The 17,003-nt window shown below is 41.1% G+C and carries 13 protein-coding genes; 7 read left to right on the top strand and 6 right to left on the bottom strand.

Annotation, left to right across the window (positions count from 1 at the left end; translation table 11 throughout):
- Positions 1 to 142 precede the first annotated feature (142 nt).
- Complete coding sequence (gene pckA / locus GARC_RS20170; RefSeq protein WP_007623790.1) at positions 143 to 1,792, top strand: phosphoenolpyruvate carboxykinase (ATP); 1,650 nt, start codon at positions 143 to 145, stop codon at positions 1,790 to 1,792.
- Between the two features lie 89 nt (positions 1,793 to 1,881).
- Here pckA and GARC_RS20165 read toward each other — a convergent pair whose 3' ends face one another.
- Both GARC_RS20165 and GARC_RS20160 read right to left on the bottom strand, forming a co-directional pair.
- A complete protein-coding gene (locus GARC_RS20165; RefSeq protein WP_007623789.1) occupies positions 1,882 to 2,370 on the bottom strand; it encodes a ribonuclease HI in 489 nt (162 codons plus the stop codon).
- Positions 2,371 to 2,544: 174 nt separating this feature from the next.
- A complete protein-coding gene (locus GARC_RS20160) occupies positions 2,545 to 4,842 on the bottom strand; it encodes a YgiQ family radical SAM protein (protein ID WP_007623788.1) in 2,298 nt (765 codons plus the stop codon).
- Positions 4,843 to 5,297: 455 nt separating this feature from the next.
- Between GARC_RS20160 and GARC_RS20155 the strand changes: the two genes are divergently transcribed.
- The 3 genes from GARC_RS20155 (at position 5,298) to GARC_RS20145 (ending at position 7,431) form a co-directional block, all read left to right on the top strand.
- On the top strand, positions 5,298 to 6,152 hold the full coding sequence (locus GARC_RS20155; protein ID WP_007623787.1) for a LytR/AlgR family response regulator transcription factor: 855 nt from the start codon (positions 5,298 to 5,300) through the stop codon (positions 6,150 to 6,152).
- Between the two features lie 75 nt (positions 6,153 to 6,227).
- Positions 6,228 to 6,809 carry a cytochrome b gene (locus tag GARC_RS20150; RefSeq protein ID WP_007623786.1) on the top strand — a complete coding sequence of 194 codons (582 nt, stop codon included), beginning with the start codon at positions 6,228 to 6,230 and terminating at the stop codon, positions 6,807 to 6,809.
- A 28-nt stretch (positions 6,810 to 6,837) separates the two neighbouring features.
- A complete protein-coding gene (locus GARC_RS20145; protein ID WP_007623785.1) occupies positions 6,838 to 7,431 on the top strand; it encodes a dioxygenase family protein in 594 nt (197 codons plus the stop codon).
- A 39-nt stretch (positions 7,432 to 7,470) separates the two neighbouring features.
- Here the strand turns inward: GARC_RS20145 and GARC_RS20140 are convergent, their stop codons facing one another.
- Positions 7,471 to 8,673, bottom strand: coding sequence for an NADH:flavin oxidoreductase/NADH oxidase family protein (locus GARC_RS20140; protein ID WP_007623784.1), 1,203 nt, complete (start codon positions 8,671 to 8,673; stop codon positions 7,471 to 7,473).
- Between the two features lie 111 nt (positions 8,674 to 8,784).
- On the opposite strand from GARC_RS20140, the gene GARC_RS20135 reads away from it, so the two are divergent.
- The gene (locus GARC_RS20135; protein WP_007623783.1) at positions 8,785 to 9,681 is read left to right on the top strand and encodes a LysR family transcriptional regulator; all 897 of its coding nucleotides are present in this window, start codon (positions 8,785 to 8,787) and stop codon (positions 9,679 to 9,681) included.
- 512 nt (positions 9,682 to 10,193) lie between these two features.
- Here the strand turns inward: GARC_RS20135 and GARC_RS20130 are convergent.
- From GARC_RS20130 to GARC_RS20120, 3 genes are all read right to left on the bottom strand, one after another.
- Positions 10,194 to 11,174, bottom strand: a complete 981-nt coding sequence (locus tag GARC_RS20130) for a transposase (RefSeq protein WP_007623780.1) — start codon at positions 11,172 to 11,174, stop codon at positions 10,194 to 10,196.
- Between the two features lie 258 nt (positions 11,175 to 11,432).
- Entirely contained in the window at positions 11,433 to 14,531 is a 3,099-nt protein-coding gene (locus GARC_RS20125) for a restriction endonuclease (protein WP_007623778.1), read from the bottom strand.
- A 456-nt stretch (positions 14,532 to 14,987) separates the two neighbouring features.
- Positions 14,988 to 15,425 (bottom strand): Rrf2 family transcriptional regulator, encoded by a 438-nt coding sequence (locus tag GARC_RS20120; RefSeq protein WP_007623776.1) that lies wholly within the window; start codon positions 15,423 to 15,425, stop codon positions 14,988 to 14,990.
- Positions 15,426 to 15,533: 108 nt separating this feature from the next.
- Here GARC_RS20120 and GARC_RS20115 point away from each other — a divergent pair, with 108 nt between their 5' ends.
- Together GARC_RS20115 and GARC_RS20110 are read left to right on the top strand one after the other, a co-directional pair.
- On the top strand, positions 15,534 to 15,755 hold the full coding sequence (locus tag GARC_RS20115; protein ID WP_007623774.1) for a hypothetical protein: 222 nt from the start codon (positions 15,534 to 15,536) through the stop codon (positions 15,753 to 15,755).
- A gap of 16 nt (positions 15,756 to 15,771) precedes the next feature.
- A complete protein-coding gene (locus tag GARC_RS20110; protein WP_007623772.1) occupies positions 15,772 to 16,977 on the top strand; it encodes an NnrS family protein in 1,206 nt (401 codons plus the stop codon).
- Positions 16,978 to 17,003: the final 26 nt, after the last annotated feature.

Genomic DNA, 17,003 nt, shown 5'->3' with positions numbered 1-17,003 from the left:
ATTTTGTAATCTTTTATTCACAGTCCTTATAACCGACATAATATGGTTATTGTGATTTATTATTTTTTTCTGTGTATAAAAACAGTGAGGATAATGCCACAGATTAACAAGTCCAGTACAACTAGCGCCTTGGGATTTAAATATGACAATTAAAGAACAGCAACCACAAAGATCAAAAAGTACCAGACTCGATAAAGTTCGCGCGCATTTAGCGACGATTGGACTCAAAAACATAACCAATATTATCCATAACCCCACCTATGATGCCCTGTTTGCAGCTGAAACGGATGAAGCCTTAAAAAGTTTCGAGAAAGGCACAGTCACTGATTCGGGTGCAGTCAATGTTGACACTGGAATTTATACAGGGCGTTCGCCAAAAGATAAATTTTTGGTAAAAGATGATACAACCAAAGATACAGTTTGGTGGAAGACCCCAGAAAATAATAACGACAATAAACCTATTTCATTAGAAACCTGGAAAGCGTTAAAAAACATCAGTCAGCAACAACTTTCAGATGGCGAGCTGTATGTGGTGGATGCTATTTGTGGGGCAAACACCAATACGGCACTTAACGTCAGGTTTGTTATGCAAGTTGCTTGGCAAGCCCACTTCGTGAAAAATATGTTTATTCGCCCTACAGAAGAGCAACTTGATAATTTTGAACCCGATTTTGTGGTCATGAATGCCTCAAAAGCTTCCGACCCAGATTTCAAAAAACATCAGACTAACTCCGAAACCTTTGTTGCATTTAACTTAACTGAAAAAATGCAATTAATTGGCGGCACTTGGTATGGCGGCGAAATGAAGAAAGGCATGTTTTCAATGATGAACTACTTTCTTCCTCTGCAAGGTATTGCTTCAATGCATTGCTCGGCAAATGTGTGTAAAAATAATGATACCGCGATATTTTTTGGATTATCGGGTACAGGAAAAACAACCTTGTCAGCCGATCCTCAGCGCGCCTTAATTGGTGACGATGAACACGGTTGGGACGATGATGGAGTGTTTAATTTCGAAGGTGGTTGTTATGCAAAAACCATTGATTTAGATCCAGATAAAGAGCCAGAAATTTATCACGCTATTAGACGTAACGCCTTATTAGAAAATGTTGTCATTAAGGGCAATATTCCTGATTATTCTGATAACACAAAAACAGAAAACACTCGTGTGTCATATCCCATTGAACATATAGAAAATCGCGTTCTAGGCATTAGCAAAGCAGGCCCCGCCAAAAAAGTTATTTTTTTGACCGCCGATGCATTTGGGGTGTTTCCGCCAGTATCACGTTTAACCAGTGAACAAGCTAAGTATCATTATTTATCAGGTTTCACTGCAAAACTAGCTGGTACCGAACGCGGTGTGACTCACCCTACCCCTACCTTTTCATCTTGTTTCGGACAGGCTTTCTTAAGCTTACATCCAACTCAGTATGCCGAAGTATTGGAGCGAAGAATGGCCGATGCAGGAGCAAGCGCATATTTAGTTAACACTGGTTGGAATGGCACAGGTAAACGTATTAGTTTGGCGGCAACGCGGGCTATTATTAATGCAATATTAAGTGGCGAAGTGGAAAATGCTGAATGTGAAATTTTGCCCTATTTTAACCTAGCATTCCCAAAAACGTTATCGGGAGTAGATAGCCACATTTTAGACCCACGAAAAACCTATTCGGACTTGGATGAATGGGATAAAAAAGCAAAAAACCTAGCCGAATTGTTTATCAACAATTTTACTAAGTTCACTGATAATGAAGAAGGTAAAGCCCTTACCTTAGCGGGTCCTCATTTATAAAATATATAGATATAGGCACATTAGATCATGTGCCTTTTATTATTCGGAAATACTGTTCGCTCAAATTTTGGCATAAATCTTAAAGCACTTTAAAACTCATCACGCAACGCTCGCCTAGATGCCTTATCAACCAAACTAAACACTCTATCTATTTCATCTTTTTTACTAGAACGTTGATGGCCAACCACTTTGACAAATTGGCATTTTATTTTAGAGATTACGCGGTAAAACTCCTGATACAAGGCATAGTTATTCAGCAGCTTATTATTACCTGATAAATAATGATCCTGTTCGAGGCGACTTCGTCTATCAGGCAAACCTATGATATTTTGAGAATCAGTATAAATAGTCAAAGTGATATCGCTATTATCATTGAATGCAATAATTTCATTCAATGACCACAACAAGGTTTGTAATTCCAATTTAGTCGAGCTTGTGTGCTCAAAACGTTTGATTTTCACCTTGGTTTTCAGCGTATCAATAGAGGTATCTTGAGCGGATACAACGAGGTAAGCGCCATATCCCACTTTCAACTGAGTATTAACACTAGCGTCTGTAAAAACCTGTAAGTTAGCCATTTACTATCCGTTATAGGTAACCTGTGTTTGAGATAGTCCATACCGCCCACAGAGCGCCCAAACTTAGTTGACAACACACATGGTCAATCACTTTTGTTGATTGACCATAGATTACTAGATCAACAGATTGCCTTGTATTAATACAAAAATGCAAATTTGCTCTAAACCATTAATTTAATGTGGTTTTCTTTTTTTACTACTCGATTTCCCACGATTTTCTTGGGCTGCTTTAGCCGCGTCGTTATGGGGTTGATTGTCACTAAAACGCGTGAGCCCCTTCTGCGCTTTTGCAGCATTAGCAGACTTGCCTTTAGCAAACGCTTTATTGCCTGAACGCTTGGCGAACTCTTTCTGATCACGGCCTTTAAGTTCATTACGGCTTTCTGCAGGTACCAAACATTTAGGGCTGTTGCCAATAAGATGTGCTTTGCCCATTTCTTTTAGAGTTTTACGCAATAACGGCCAGTTGGCTGAGTCGTGATAACGTAAAAATGCTCGATGCAGGCGGCGATGAATTTCACCTTTAGGCACTTGTACCTCTTCACTCTTGTGATTCACTTTATGTATCGGGTTTTTGCCGGTGTGATACATAGTGGTGGCATTGGCCATAGGTGACGGATAGAAGTTTTGTACTTGATCTAACTTAAAATTACGCTCTTTGAGCCATAACGCCAAGTTCAGCATATCTTCGTTTTCAGTACCCGGATGCGCCGATATAAAGTAAGGAATAAGGTATTGGTCTTTGCCCGCTTCTTTGGTGTATTTATCAAACAACACTTTAAACTTGTCGTAAGTGCCCATGCCCGGCTTCATCATTTTATCAAGCGGTGCTTTTTCGGTATGTTCTGGAGCAATTTTTAAGTAGCCACCAACATGATGGGTCACTAATTCTTTAACATACTCAGGATCTTCTATAGCCAAGTCGTAACGTACGCCCGAGGCAATCAATACTTTTTTAACCCCCTCCACATCACGGGCCTTACGGTATAAATTTGTCGTAGGTGATTGGTCTGTATCGAGATGCCCACATATTTCTGGCCATACGCAAGATAAACGACGACAAGCTTGTTCGGCTTTAGGGCTTTTACAACGCAACTTATACATATTCGCCGTTGGACCACCAAGATCGGAGATAACACCGGTAAAACCTGGTACTTTGTCGCGAATATTTTCTATTTCACGAATAATGGATTCTTCTGAACGGCTTTGGATCACCCTGCCCTCATGCTCGGTAATCGAACAAAAAGTACAACCACCAAAACAACCACGCATGATATTCACTGAAGTTTTGATCATGTCATAGGCTGGGATCTTCGCCTTACCATAACTAGGGTGTGGCACACGTGCATAAGGTAAATCAAACACCGCATCCATTTCTTCGGTTTCCAGTGGATAAGCAGGTGGGTTGATCCAAATAATGCGATCACCGTGGCGTTGCACAAGTGCACGGGCACAACCTGGGTTGGTTTCTTTATGCAAAATACGTGATGTATGAGCGTAATGGGTTTTTTCGGCGCGCACCACATCATAAGCTGGCAGCAACACATAGGTTTTATCCCAAGGTTTGCGCCTTTCGGTTTTCGAGGTAAACGGCTGGATCACTATAGGCTGAGCTTTTTGCTCTTCAATTGCCGCTTGCCTCTCCGCTTCTGAGGAGACTGCACATTTATCTTCTATAGTTTCATATGGGCTAATAATAGGTTCAATTTTACCAATACTGTCTAGATGGGTCGAGTCCACACCTTGCCAACCGGGTAACGGCTCTTTACGAATAACTGCCGTACCACGGATATCTTGCATTTGGTCTATGGTTTCACCAGCAGCAAAACGATGAGCCATTTCGAGTAAAGGTCGCTCAGCGTTACCAAACATCAACATATCGGCTTTTGAGTCAAACAACACACTACGACGCACTTTGTCTGACCAATAATCATAGTGAGCGATACGCCTTAAACTGGCTTCAATACCGCCAATGACAACAGGCTTTTTATAGGCTTCTTTACAACGCTGAGTATAAACAGTAACTGCACGGTCTGGACGTTTTCCGCCTTCGTTGTTTGGGGTATAAGCATCATCATGACGTAACTTACGCTCGGCTGTATAACGATTGATCATCGAGTCCATGTTGCCTGCGGTCACACCAAAAAATAAATTAGGTTCGCCGAGTTGCATAAACGCATCTTTGCTATGCCAATCAGGTTGAGAAATAATCCCTACTCTAAACCCCTGCGCTTCTAATGTCCGACCAATTACCGCCATACCAAAACTAGGGTGATCCACATAGGCATCACCGGTAACCAGAATAATGTCGCAACTATCCCAACCAAGTTGATCCATCTCTTTACGGGACATAGGTAAAAACGGCGCAGGCCCAAAACATTCCGCCCAATATTTAGGAAAGGAAAACAAGCCGCGATCCGCTTTCATACGGGCGACAGGCTTGGATCGAGAGGCAGGTTGAATAGTTGGCATTATGGTCTCAAAAAAGTTCTAAAAAGCTGTTCAAAAAATCGGCGCGATTATAACAGAATACTCTTGCAGTGTTGACCTAAAACAACAGACCTAAAAAAAAGTCAAAAAAGATAAGAATAATAACCACAGAGTCCGCAGAGAAAAGCAGTTGATAAAAACCAAGATTGATATCAAATATATTTAGATCAATATGATTATTCTGCGAATCTATTGATTTGACACATCCCCAAACTTATAGAGAATGGCTCCTGAGCGAAAAACAGTCGGTCGCAGGCTGTAAATATCCGTTAAAGCCTGTGAGTTCAAGGGGACATCTACGCCGTGGACTTGCCCTATTAGACCCAAAACATAATTTACTAATCGCTCTACTACACTTACCAATGTTTCGTTATGATGTTTTGAAAGTAATAGTCGCGATCCAAAAATTTGATATTCGGAGTATGAGGGGATACTGAATGATATATAAGCTTAAATTTGGCGGTTATACTCTAGAAAATCACAGCCTAAAACTAACAGCTTTAGCATTATTGACCATGACTATAACTCTGGCAATATTTCAGGATTATCTGCATTCACAACGAAATGGATATCCATTTTTTCTTTATGAGTCCATGCTGTTTAAGTGCTTCTGGGTAGTATTCCCTCCCATTATCCTTTTGATTAAACTGCAATTTGATAAAAAATCGACCGTCTCTTTTACATTCTTAGCAAAGATGTTAACTCTTGCTTCCTTAGCGCATTTATTGCTTGTTGCATTAATAATTTGGTTTTTATCATCCATCTTTCGAGAGCAATCATACGGATTCATGAAAGTATTAACTTATACCTTAGCCAACGACTTGGTTAAGATATTGTTAGTGTATGCAGCATTCATTAGCAGTTTAAAGTACTTCATAATAAAAAAGAAAAGAGAACAAAATTTTAAAGATCAGGCATCTGCTAAGCAAAGTTTGAGACCTGATTCTATATCTATAAAATCAGGCAAAAGTAACTTCCTTATTAAGTTTTCGGATATACTATTTATTAAATCCGCTACGCCTTACGTTTCTATCCAGTTGGCGAATAAACAATATCTGCACACCGCATCTCTTAAGTCCTTATCAGAAAGTTTGGCTCCTCGATTTGTTAGAGTACATCGCTCATTCATTGTAAATTTGGACAAGATCCATTCCTACCAATCTAGGTTAAATGGCGATTATGACTTGACGTTGCTCAATGGCACAACCCTTCGCCTAAGCAGAAATTATGTCAAGCAGTTCAGGCGTCGATTTGATTGCTCCTCAGCTAAAGCTATAAACTCATCACTTTAAGTGATTTGGTATTGAGTCTAAGTAATTCATATGTGACTTTGCAGGCATCTTCTGGATGTTTTTCTTGGTACACAAATGAAGCTCACCAACACAAACCAGTCATACGGATTAATCGCAAAATCTTTTCACTGGATAACAGCAATGTTATTTGCAGTGTCATATGTAGCTATTTATTTCCGTGAATGGCTTGCGCAAAGCGAATTTGAAAATTGGTTTGCTATTCAACTTCATATGTCTGTCGGTATTAGTATTGGCGTCATTGTCATCTTACGAATACTGTGGCGAACCTTGGATCCAGTCCCAACAAATGAAACTAAATCTCAACTGATTGTTGTTTCTAAAAGGCTGGTTCACTTCTCGTTGTATGCAATCATGTTCACCATGCCAATAACTGGCTACCTATCAATTGCAAACTACCTACATTCTGGCGGAGGGAAAATTGATTTCTTTTTCGTTTATGATCTAGATTTTTCAGGGGACATCGAAATTCAGAAGGTCGCTGGAACAACCATAGAATCACTAGAAAAAGTAGCTGAACTGGTTCATGTTTTTTTGGGAAAATGGATTGCTGGCCTGCTCATCATCCTTCATGTTTTTGCAGGGTCCTATCATCACTTCATCAGGAAAGACGACACATTACGAAAGATGTTTTTTTAATAATTTAAAATAAAAGAGAGAGCCTAATATGAAAAAATCTATGATTTTAATGTTTACATTTTTTCTTGTAATTACTTCCGCAGTTGCCAATGAACCAACGATTGGTGGTCCATGTCAGGGATGCGAGTTAGTATTCGTTGGATTGCCAAAACAATTAAAGTCTCATGCCAGAATTGCGCCATACAAAGTGGAAGGGGAACCTCTCATTCTAAATGGAACTGCCTACAAGATCGACGGAAAGCCAGCAGCAGGAGTTATCATTTATGCCTATCAAACGAATAATGAAGGAATTTATCCTAAAGGGAAAACCTTTCATGGTGGATTCCGAGGCTGGGTGTTAACCGACAAACATGGCAAATATAGTTTTGAAACAATTCGTCCGCAAGCATATCCAAATAGAAGTATACCTGAGCATATTCATTTACATGTAATTGAGCCCCAAAAAGGCACTTATTATATCGATAGTGTCGAATTTAGTGATGACCCATTGATGACGAATGAGTTCATAGAGAGTCGTCCATGTCGTGCAGGGTGCGGAGTAACAAATCCAACAAAGAATAAAAAGGGAACTTGGCATGTGCAACGGGATATTTTTCTGGGAAGGTCAATCCCAGATTACTGAAGCCTCACGGCGTCACAAGACTTAATAATTAGTTATTCGTTAGTCTGAAAACTTTTGAATCCACTGGTTACAGCGAGCATCATCACGACTCTCATACTGATGGATTGCGGATAAAAGCCCAGTTTTAAAACCATCATCGTTATCATTTCCAATTGCGGTTAAAAGCATCGTGTACCATGCCGTTATTCCACCAGAAGGTGGCGATTCGAATTTAGGAAAATCAGGCCCATTATTTGTGCCTGATAGCCAGTCATTAGCAAGATCTGGCTTAATGACTAATGCTCGCGCTAAGCCTACAAAGTCGACAACACCACTTTCCAGTGATTTTACTGCCTGATCGCAATTTTTAAAGCCACCAGTTACCATTAAAGGTATACGTGTTAGACATCTTGCTTTTACTGCAAATTCGATAAAATATGGCCCTTTCAAAGCCCCTTCGGAGCTAGATTCTGCTCCTGGAAAATAAGATCCCCCACTTATTTCTATTAAGTCAATCGAGGTATTATCGAGAATACGGATAGCTTCTAAAGCATCATCTTCTGTTAAACCGCCTTCAAGCTGATCTGTTGAGTTAATCTTTATTCCTACAGGAAATGAATTACCAACCGCATCTCTGACCTTATCGATTATCTCGACAATAATTCTGCATCGTGCTGCTATGGAACCGCCATATTTATCTTGTCGATGATTGAATAGTGGAGATAAAAACTGACTAAGTAAAAAGCCATGACCAGCGTGGATTTGTACACCTGTGAAGCCAACCTCCTTCGCAATTATTGCAGCCTTAGCATATATTTCAGGTAACTGAGATATTTCCACCGCCGACATTCCAGCACACTCAAAATTATCAATATTGAGTGCAGAAGGCCCTTTTGGTTTACTTATTGGCAAATGAGACAACCCTCCAGCGTGACCCAATTGAGGCCATATATGAGCGCCATTAATTGAGGCACAAGCAGCTAAAGTACGTAACATATAAAGATCAGTGCCCTTCTCTAAAACCAAATTACCGGGTTTTTCAGGATAGCGATGATCTACCTGTACCTCACCAATAATAGATAACCCAACTCCACCTTCAGCCCACCTTTCATAAAGTCGAGCTTGAGCATTTGTCGCATTACCCTCCCCGTCAGCAAGCGAATCTGACATAGCAGATTTTACGAGTCTATTTTTAATAACTGCGCCACAAGGTAGTATTAGCGGACGATCTAGCGAATGTTCAAATATAGCGGGGGAACTCATAAGTACCTTTGATTAATCAAAAACTTTATAAAGAAGATAAGACATTATCAATCACTTTCTATAAACTAAAAACACACCAATACTTAAAACACTATTAAAAATAAGTTTATAATGAACACATCAGATCTAAGTTTATTTATTCGAATTGTTGAAACAAGCAGCATAACTGAAACGGCAAAACAGTTAGGTGTAACGCCACCTGCCGTTAGCGCTGCTCTTCGACGATTAGAGAAACAGCTAGATGTACCATTGTTTATAAGAACAACAAGACAGCTACGTATTACTCCTCAAGGAGAGCAATTTCTGTTTCATTGTCGACAAGCACTAGACAGTTTAGAGCAAGGGCAAATAGCTGCTCATCAGTTTGAAGGAAATATACGCGGAAAACTACGATTGTCGGTATCATCAGATTTAGGTCGTAATGTAGTGCTGCCTTGGATTGATGAATTAGTCGAACTACATCCCAATTTATCAATAGATTTAAGTATAGGTGATTCCCTTTCTGATTTTTATTTAGACCACGTTGATGTAGCACTTCGTTATGGCCAACCCAAAGACTCAACAATGGTGTCATTTCTGATTGCGGCTATGGATAGGGTCACCTGTGTATCACCAGATTACATAACTAAATACGGTGAGCCTGTACATCCTAGGGACCTGAGAAAACACAATTGTTTACTACATAAAAGAGATGGACATCCCTTTAGCAATTGGGAATATATGAGTAAGTCTGGAAACTGCAAAATTAGAGTTGATGGTAACAAGTTGAGTAATGATACCGATATTGTTCGACGCTGGGCTACTCGCGGCAAAGGTATTGCATATAGGGCGAAGATAGATGTCTTTGCAGACTTACTCAGTGGAAAACTGCTACAGATCCTCTCCAATTATCAGTCACCATCAGTAGAACTCCACCTAGTCTGCCCAAGCAGAAAACAAGTCAGCCCTGCAGTAATCGCACTAAGGGAATTACTTAGATACAAGTGCTCTCAAATACTTACAACTTGATGTTTGCCTACTAGCCCAGCCAACGAGGATAAGTTAAATCATAAATGGTTTATGTATTGTGATAGATAACAACTCTCTTTTTCACCTGTTTTTCACCTGTTTTTCCTCTGTGCTCTCTGTAAAAATCCTCAAGTCAGCCTCCGAGTCTATGTTCAGCTATGCTGAAAGGTGCTCAAACCATCACAACGGGAGGCTGTTATGTCATTTTACTCGGGCATTGACTTACATTCAAACAATCACGTCGTGGTTGTCATCAGCTTTTACCAAGCCAGCTTTTACCAAGCCACCCATAATAAAATTATACCAAGCCAGCTTTTACCAAGCCACCCATAATAAAATTATGATTCTACCCTAAATATTCAATATCGATTTTCAGTGTGTAAATGCTATGGATTGATAGGAGGAATGAAACAGAAGGTTAGTTTCAGCCTTTTTGTGGAAAAAATAGGCTTTTAAACTGGGTGTGGGCACAACTGTGCCTTATTGGTTATACATTGACTGGTTTCTTGAGGTTATGCGCAACGTAGCAGCGTTTTTGCTTTACCCATGCCTCGAATACGTTGATGGCCTGTGTGCGCTTTGAACTGGTTCATCATCATTTCTGCTCCTGCAGCATAACAAAAATGCCTTTCAAACTCTGTGGTGAGGGTGAGCCATTGGTCGTCTGATAAACCTAACCTTTGTAATATGGGTTGTTGTTGATGCTCAATATGTCCTGCTTTGTCATCTCTGATTATTCTGCCTGTTATATCCACTAACTCACAGTAGTCTTTGAGTGAGAAAGCGATGCCTTTTGGCATATCTTGTCTGGGGTTGCCGACAAAAGACATCAGTGAAGGTGTTGTGATGGGGGCTTTTATTGATTCTAAGCGTTTTTTAATACTGGTGTGCTCTGACGTTTCTGGGGTATCCGCTATCTTGGCTCGAATAGGGTTAAGGTCAACATAGGCCATACAGGACAGTAATGCTGCTTCATCTAATAAGGCTTGTGATTTAAACCGTCCTTCCCAGAACCTGCCTGTGCAGTCATCCTCTTTATTGGCTTCTCGGGCAATATGTTCATTCAGGTTACCCATCAACCAGCTAATATCATGTAAGCGCTTGCGATACTCGATTATGGTGTCATCTAAGGTGAGTTGTTGACTTTGGCTTAACGTGTCACCTCTTACAAACATTTGCGTGAGCAATGTGCCTTTATGTAGGCGGTGCCAGCGTTCAACCACTTCACTATCTGTCCAAGCCATCACTTGTTGCACATCCACATGTAATACCACATGCACATGGTTACTCATCACAGCATAAGCACATATATCAATTGAAAATATTGAAGATAGAAACAACAACCGCTCTTCAACCCATCCACGGCGATGTTCATAACTTTGACCTGAATAACTATCCACACCGCACAAAAAAGAACGCCGTACACAACGGGAAACACAATGGTAATAAGGAGTATCCGATAAACAAATTTGACTACTACGTGGCTGGGGCATGACATCAATCCTTTGATTTATTTCCTAACTAAAGCCTAGTTTGTCTTTTTATTTAGTCAAATTGTTATGGGTGGCTTGGTAAACCCCGCTTGGTAAACCCCTATCAAAGCCTAGCTTGTCTTTTTATTTAGTCAAATTGTTATGGGTGGCTTGGTAAACCCCTATCAAAGCCTAGCTTGTCTTTTTATTTAGTCAAATTGTTATGGGTGGCTTGGTAAACCCAGCTTGGTAAACCCAATAAAATTATCGACTATGACGTCAGCGGCTTGAACGTTTTTCGGCGAAGGGGAGTGCTTTTTGTTTTGGAATGGATGCTGAGGGAAAGTGTTTACGTAGCCTTTGAGCTAGAGCTCCTATTTCTCCAGAAAGTTCTATGGCGAAATCCACTAAGATGGCGGCAGATATTCTTGCACCGTCTTTTTTCGAAAGACTATCACTCCAACCTTCTGAAGCTGTTGCAGTATCCACTTTGGCTAGGATTGAACGTAAAGTATCCGGGGAGTGGTTACGTAATGATTCCAGGAAGGCTCCTGAATCTGTAAACCAGCTCGAATTTGGTCTTGAAAGAGATTTTGCAATGTCTCCCGTAAAGGGGCTTATCACTGTATCAAGCACATCAGGTCTCTTTTCTGCAAAAAGCTCAATAACATAGGTGCCGAAATCCCAGTCAACATGATCATATTGAACAAGTCGAATTTCCCGGCCGTTAACCACGTGCTGAATTGCGGCCTCTGATGCCATTAGTACAAAGCGAGGGGGGAATTTATAAATCTGGCTGGCGTTCTCTTCGATAAATTTGGTTACTGCGGGCCTTTCGGTTTTTTCAGCATGCAATGTGCCCAGTAAAACTTCAACTTCATGGGGAGGGTTTTCCCAATCTTTGCCGATAGTGACTGATATTTTTTCCCAGTTAAGTTTTCCAACAACAGCATTGAACTTCCTCGGTGCACATTTGAACAAGAAGTTCAGGAAAAAAGCTGCTTGTTGAAACTCACGTTTTGGTGTTTCTGATAATCTAATCGCGAGTTGTTCTGCGTCAAGTTTGGTGCATATTCTACGACCAATTTTCCATCGTCTAGCATCAGCTTTCAGCTTACGGTTGTATATTCCTAAGGGGTCAAAGATACGCAGGACGTGCATAGCGATATCATCCAACTCATGAAAGCCATTTATAGGGTCTTTGACAAGCACTTCTTGGGCAATAGGAATGTACTTATCCAACATATCAAGAGCCAGAGTCTCATCACAATAGCTCACCGTGTGGCATGTTTTAGCGAAAATAAAGGCCTGCTCCGTATCTGTCCATTGCGTCGCTATCAATAGCAGCTTGTCTTTTTCTAAAGCGCTGGTTAGTTGAGCTTGCCAATCCGGGTGCCGGTCACTGTCAACAGAGCTTAATAGAGAGGACATTCCATACGCTGTTTCGGGTGTTATGGTAGAAAAAGCAATGCCGAGTTTTTCCGGAGATGATCGAGATACAACTTGGCTGTGCAAATTCTTATTGGTGTTTCGGAGATTGTTGAGTAGCCAACCCAGTCCATTTCCTGCTGTACCGGGATCACTGATCCAATTTGATAAAAGCTGTGAATGGGGCTCGATTAAATTGTTTGCCCAATCTTCATCAAAGCCATCGAGTTCATTAAGTGTAATGCAACCGACGTTTCTCTCCTCGTGTGTCACGCTACGCCAGCAACGGTCTGCAATTAGTTGTATCGTTGTCGTTTGGAGCGGTTTCATCCGGTTCCAACGATAGTCGCCATGACCGAACCGAAGTTCATGCAGAAGGTTGCGGATACCGTGCAGTGGGTAGGAGCAGTCACAGAGAATTGTTTCTATAAGTCTGAATATTTCCCCGCGCTTTTCGCTGCCTCTATTGATGAGTATTTGATGTAGTGTCACAGCGGCAAACCGTTGATGTGGTGTACGGCAATCCTGTACTGAGAGAATGAGGCGCTCGCTGGCTAACCACTTGATGGCTGTTTTGATTACTTGTTGGTTCAGCCCGTGTGGCTGGCACAAGCTTATTATTTCATCGTCATCTACAATTTCGTCACGAGAGGCAATTTGTCTAGCTGCAATTGCTGCCAGCACGAAATCAGCTTCAGCGGATTTGGCAGCATCTACCACTTGCTTTGCTCGACGCCAGCCACCACCAAGTATGAAGCAAAACTGCCAGGGCATTGTTGCAGCAGCCTCGGCATCATTGATACGATGCTCAAGGCTGGTGTCCATCATTCCCTCGCCGATATTATCATCGGCTCGACTAACTACCTCAAGAGTTTTTTCTCTTTGGCTGAGTAAGCTTGCAGCGATTGTTTTTACCGCCCTTTCATGGTCGAGAAATACAGCCCCTCTAGGAATGGTTTGCCTCTCGATGGCATTGTGAATAGACAGTAGCAATGTGGTTGTGTTCGTTGAATCCTCTAAGAGTTCAAGTGTTTCAAGGGGCATCAAGTGAGCGTCATCAATCAAATAAAGGGTTTTCTCTGAAGAATCGCTCCCGTTAAGCCTGATGTTCCGAGTTTCTGGGTTTACCAAGCGCTTAACTGAAAAACCTTGTTTCGAAAGTCCCAAGGCGGCTTGATAAGCACATATAGATTTACCTGCACCGGGGATACCGAATAGCCGAGAGCTATATGCTGATTGAAGCATACTGACGATTACGTTGACTTCGCTTAGTTGTGGGCAGGCAGCGGTGTCTGAGGGGCCTAAAGGTCGTCCCATTAGGGCGGGCCCTAGATCACGGCCTCCTTGAAAGGATATGTCATGCCAAACTGTGCTACTACATTCAGTGTAATGGGTTGTATTTAGAGTTGTTTGGTATTCTGACACATGGTCTTGGGCGTTAGCTATGTCTTGGAGTACCTGAAGAATGGCAGGTAGATTGAATGCCGCTTCGGGGTAGAATTCTTCAACAACAGATGGATGTTCCGCCATTAAAGCTTGGATTTCTTCCCAGCCTAAAACGCTTACCGTAAACTGGTTGGCCTCAGAGCGCTTTACGGATAGTTTTCTGGCCGCAGCTTGCAATTTTCCGTCGACAGGCGCAGTGGTTGCGAAAATCCAATGGTCTAGTTTTGGAGAGAAACGCTCAGTCTTGCCAATTTCAGCGAGTACCTCATCCCAGTTTGCCGAACTGCCGTAATTGGCATCCTTACCTTTGCACTGCACTGCGTGATAACAGTTTCTTTCAGCCTGTGGTGAGCCTACGATGTCCACGCCATGCTGGGGTTGTCCTCGCCTGCCTTCTTTTTGAGCGAGTGGATCTGCCCAGACTTGTTTAAACAAAGAATGACATAAATCTTCAAATCGATCCCAGCTCTTCGGTGGAGCTATCTGCTTTGCTCTAAATTCCATTTATCTATTGTGGTGTTCCAAATTTGGCCTCAATGAAAGCAGCTTATGTTGTTGATTGGGATAAAGGTTATAGAAAAGGCAATGACTAGTAAACCGAGAATAACTTTGAGAGGGGGCGTTCGCCATCATTATTGTGCATGAGCATAGGCACTACATCGTAATAATAGGGTCAGTTTAAAATTAAGCGAGTCTAAATCAAAGGGGGGAAATCACTTTATTTACCTCTCAATTCATTTGGATATGTTTAGTCCGCTATGGGCGTGAAGCCGAAGTTATAATTAAAGGTGCAACAATAACCGCTTTTAGCACATTAGATCCATTCCGCTCTAGCTCCTAAACCCAATAACAACTCTCTTTTTCACCTGTTTTCCCTCTGTGCTCTCTGTGTCCTCAGTGGTGAAAAATTCTATTGTTTTTAATATGCTGATAAATAGATTACGCCAAATCAAGCTCAATTTAATCTGATTGAATATTCAAGATTTGAATCAAATTGTTAGCCTCATCTTCTAATAAATTGGCCAAAGTGTAAGCTTTTAAACTGTCTAAAAATGCTTGGGTCGCTTGGCCTAATATACCTTTAAGTTTGCAGGCAGGTAATATTCGGCACTGGGGTGTTTTACATTCAACCACTTGTAGAGTGTTTTCAAGCAGTACTACTAAATCACCAATATTTAACTCTTCTGGTTTTTTCTTTAAATAGAAACCACCGCCCTTGCCTCTTTTGGTTTCGATGATCCCGGCCTTGCCGAGTTGATGCACAATTTTATTCACATTATTTCTGGATATGTCATAGGTAGTGCTTATTTCATCGATACTCGCTCGTCTTCCTTGAGGTAATAAAGCAAGGTAAATAAGGGTTCGAAGCCCGTAATCTGTGTAGCGAGTGAGTTGCATAAATAGTCTTAGTGATCCAATGATTGATTTAAATTAAAAGCCTGTTTGACACCCATATATAATACATCTAATATGCACCTTACAAAAGATACTTATTAAAGGCATGTTATGAATAATACTTTATTACTTAAATTAGCAAACGCCTCTATGCTGACAACATTGGTGATATTTGTTATCTGTGCTGTTCTCGCATACGGATTTGATAGCCACTTCCCTCTGATTGGCCTTACAATGTTACACGTTGTGCAAATTCTCCTTGCTGGGCTTTTTAAGTTGTCTTATGTGGTGCGCTTAGTCGCTCAGCAACAACTCGGCCTAGCCATTCGTTAAATATTGGGAATGAATAATGATTAATATTTCAGAACCACATCAAGAACTAAAAATAACACCTCTGTGGCGACAGGCGTTTCGGCCCTTTTTCTTATTTGCTTGTATATTTTCAATACTGTCAATCGGTGCTTGGGCATTGGTACAGGCTGGTGAACTTTATTTTATGCCTTACGGTGGAGTTACTTTTTGGCATGCCCACGAAATGTTGTTCGGGTTTGTTGCCGCTATTATTGTCGGCTTCTTGCTTACCGCAGTACAAAGCTGGACAGGACTAAGAGCCACACATGGAAAGCCGCTAATAGTGCTTTTTACTCTGTGGTTATTAGCTCGTATATTTATGTTAATCGACATATTTACGCTGCAGTGGATCACCGCTGTTTTTGACATAAGTTTTTTACTGCTAGCGGCGTTTTTTATGGCAAAGCTAGTGTTAAAAGTTAAGCAATACCGAAACCTTATTTTTGTACCGATACTGCTTTTGCTGGCAACGGCCAACTTGTTCACACATTTATCCGTTATCACTGGCGAGATACATTTTTATACTCAAGGTATTTACAGCACGGTTATGATTATCACCTTGATAATGACTGTTGTGGCTGGTCGAGTGTTCCCCATGTTCACTGCAAATGGCACTAAAACAAAAAAAGTAGATAATCTGCCTTGGTTGGAAAAGTCTACAATTGGTTTAACTGCGATAATATTACTGATCCATTTCTGCGGATTACAGCAGATGATATCGAGCAAATTAATGGTTTTACTATTTATACTTTGTTCGATAGCCCACAGCATTCGAGCTATACGCTGGCGACCTCAGGTAACCTTTAAAACACCATTAGTGTGGTCATTACATCTAGCCTATTGGTTTATCCCAATCAGTTTTTTATTGTTCGCTTTACACTATGCTGCTGTGAACATATCCACATCAAATGCGTTACACGGTTTAACCGCAGGGGCAATGAGTTCTCTGATATTAGCCATGATAGCGCGTATTTCACTCGGTCACTCAGGCAGGCCACTGACACCACATTGGATAATGAAATATGCCTTTGCCTTGATAGTTATAGCCGGCAGTATTCGACTTACCGCTCCTCATATTCAGACTTATTTTAGCTTCAACCTAAATGTGTTATCTGCGGTGTTGTGGGCAATAGCCTTTAGCATATATGTTGTTGTTTATGCGCCGATTCTCACCAGTGCAAGACCTGATGGTAAGAAGGGTTAGACCAGGGGTGTCTAAATTAGTGAAAA

Source organism: Paraglaciecola arctica BSs20135 (assembly GCF_000314995.1).
Classification (GTDB): Bacteria; Pseudomonadota; Gammaproteobacteria; order Enterobacterales; family Alteromonadaceae; genus Paraglaciecola; species Paraglaciecola arctica.
This window is presented reverse-complemented; position numbering and strand designations above follow the sequence as displayed.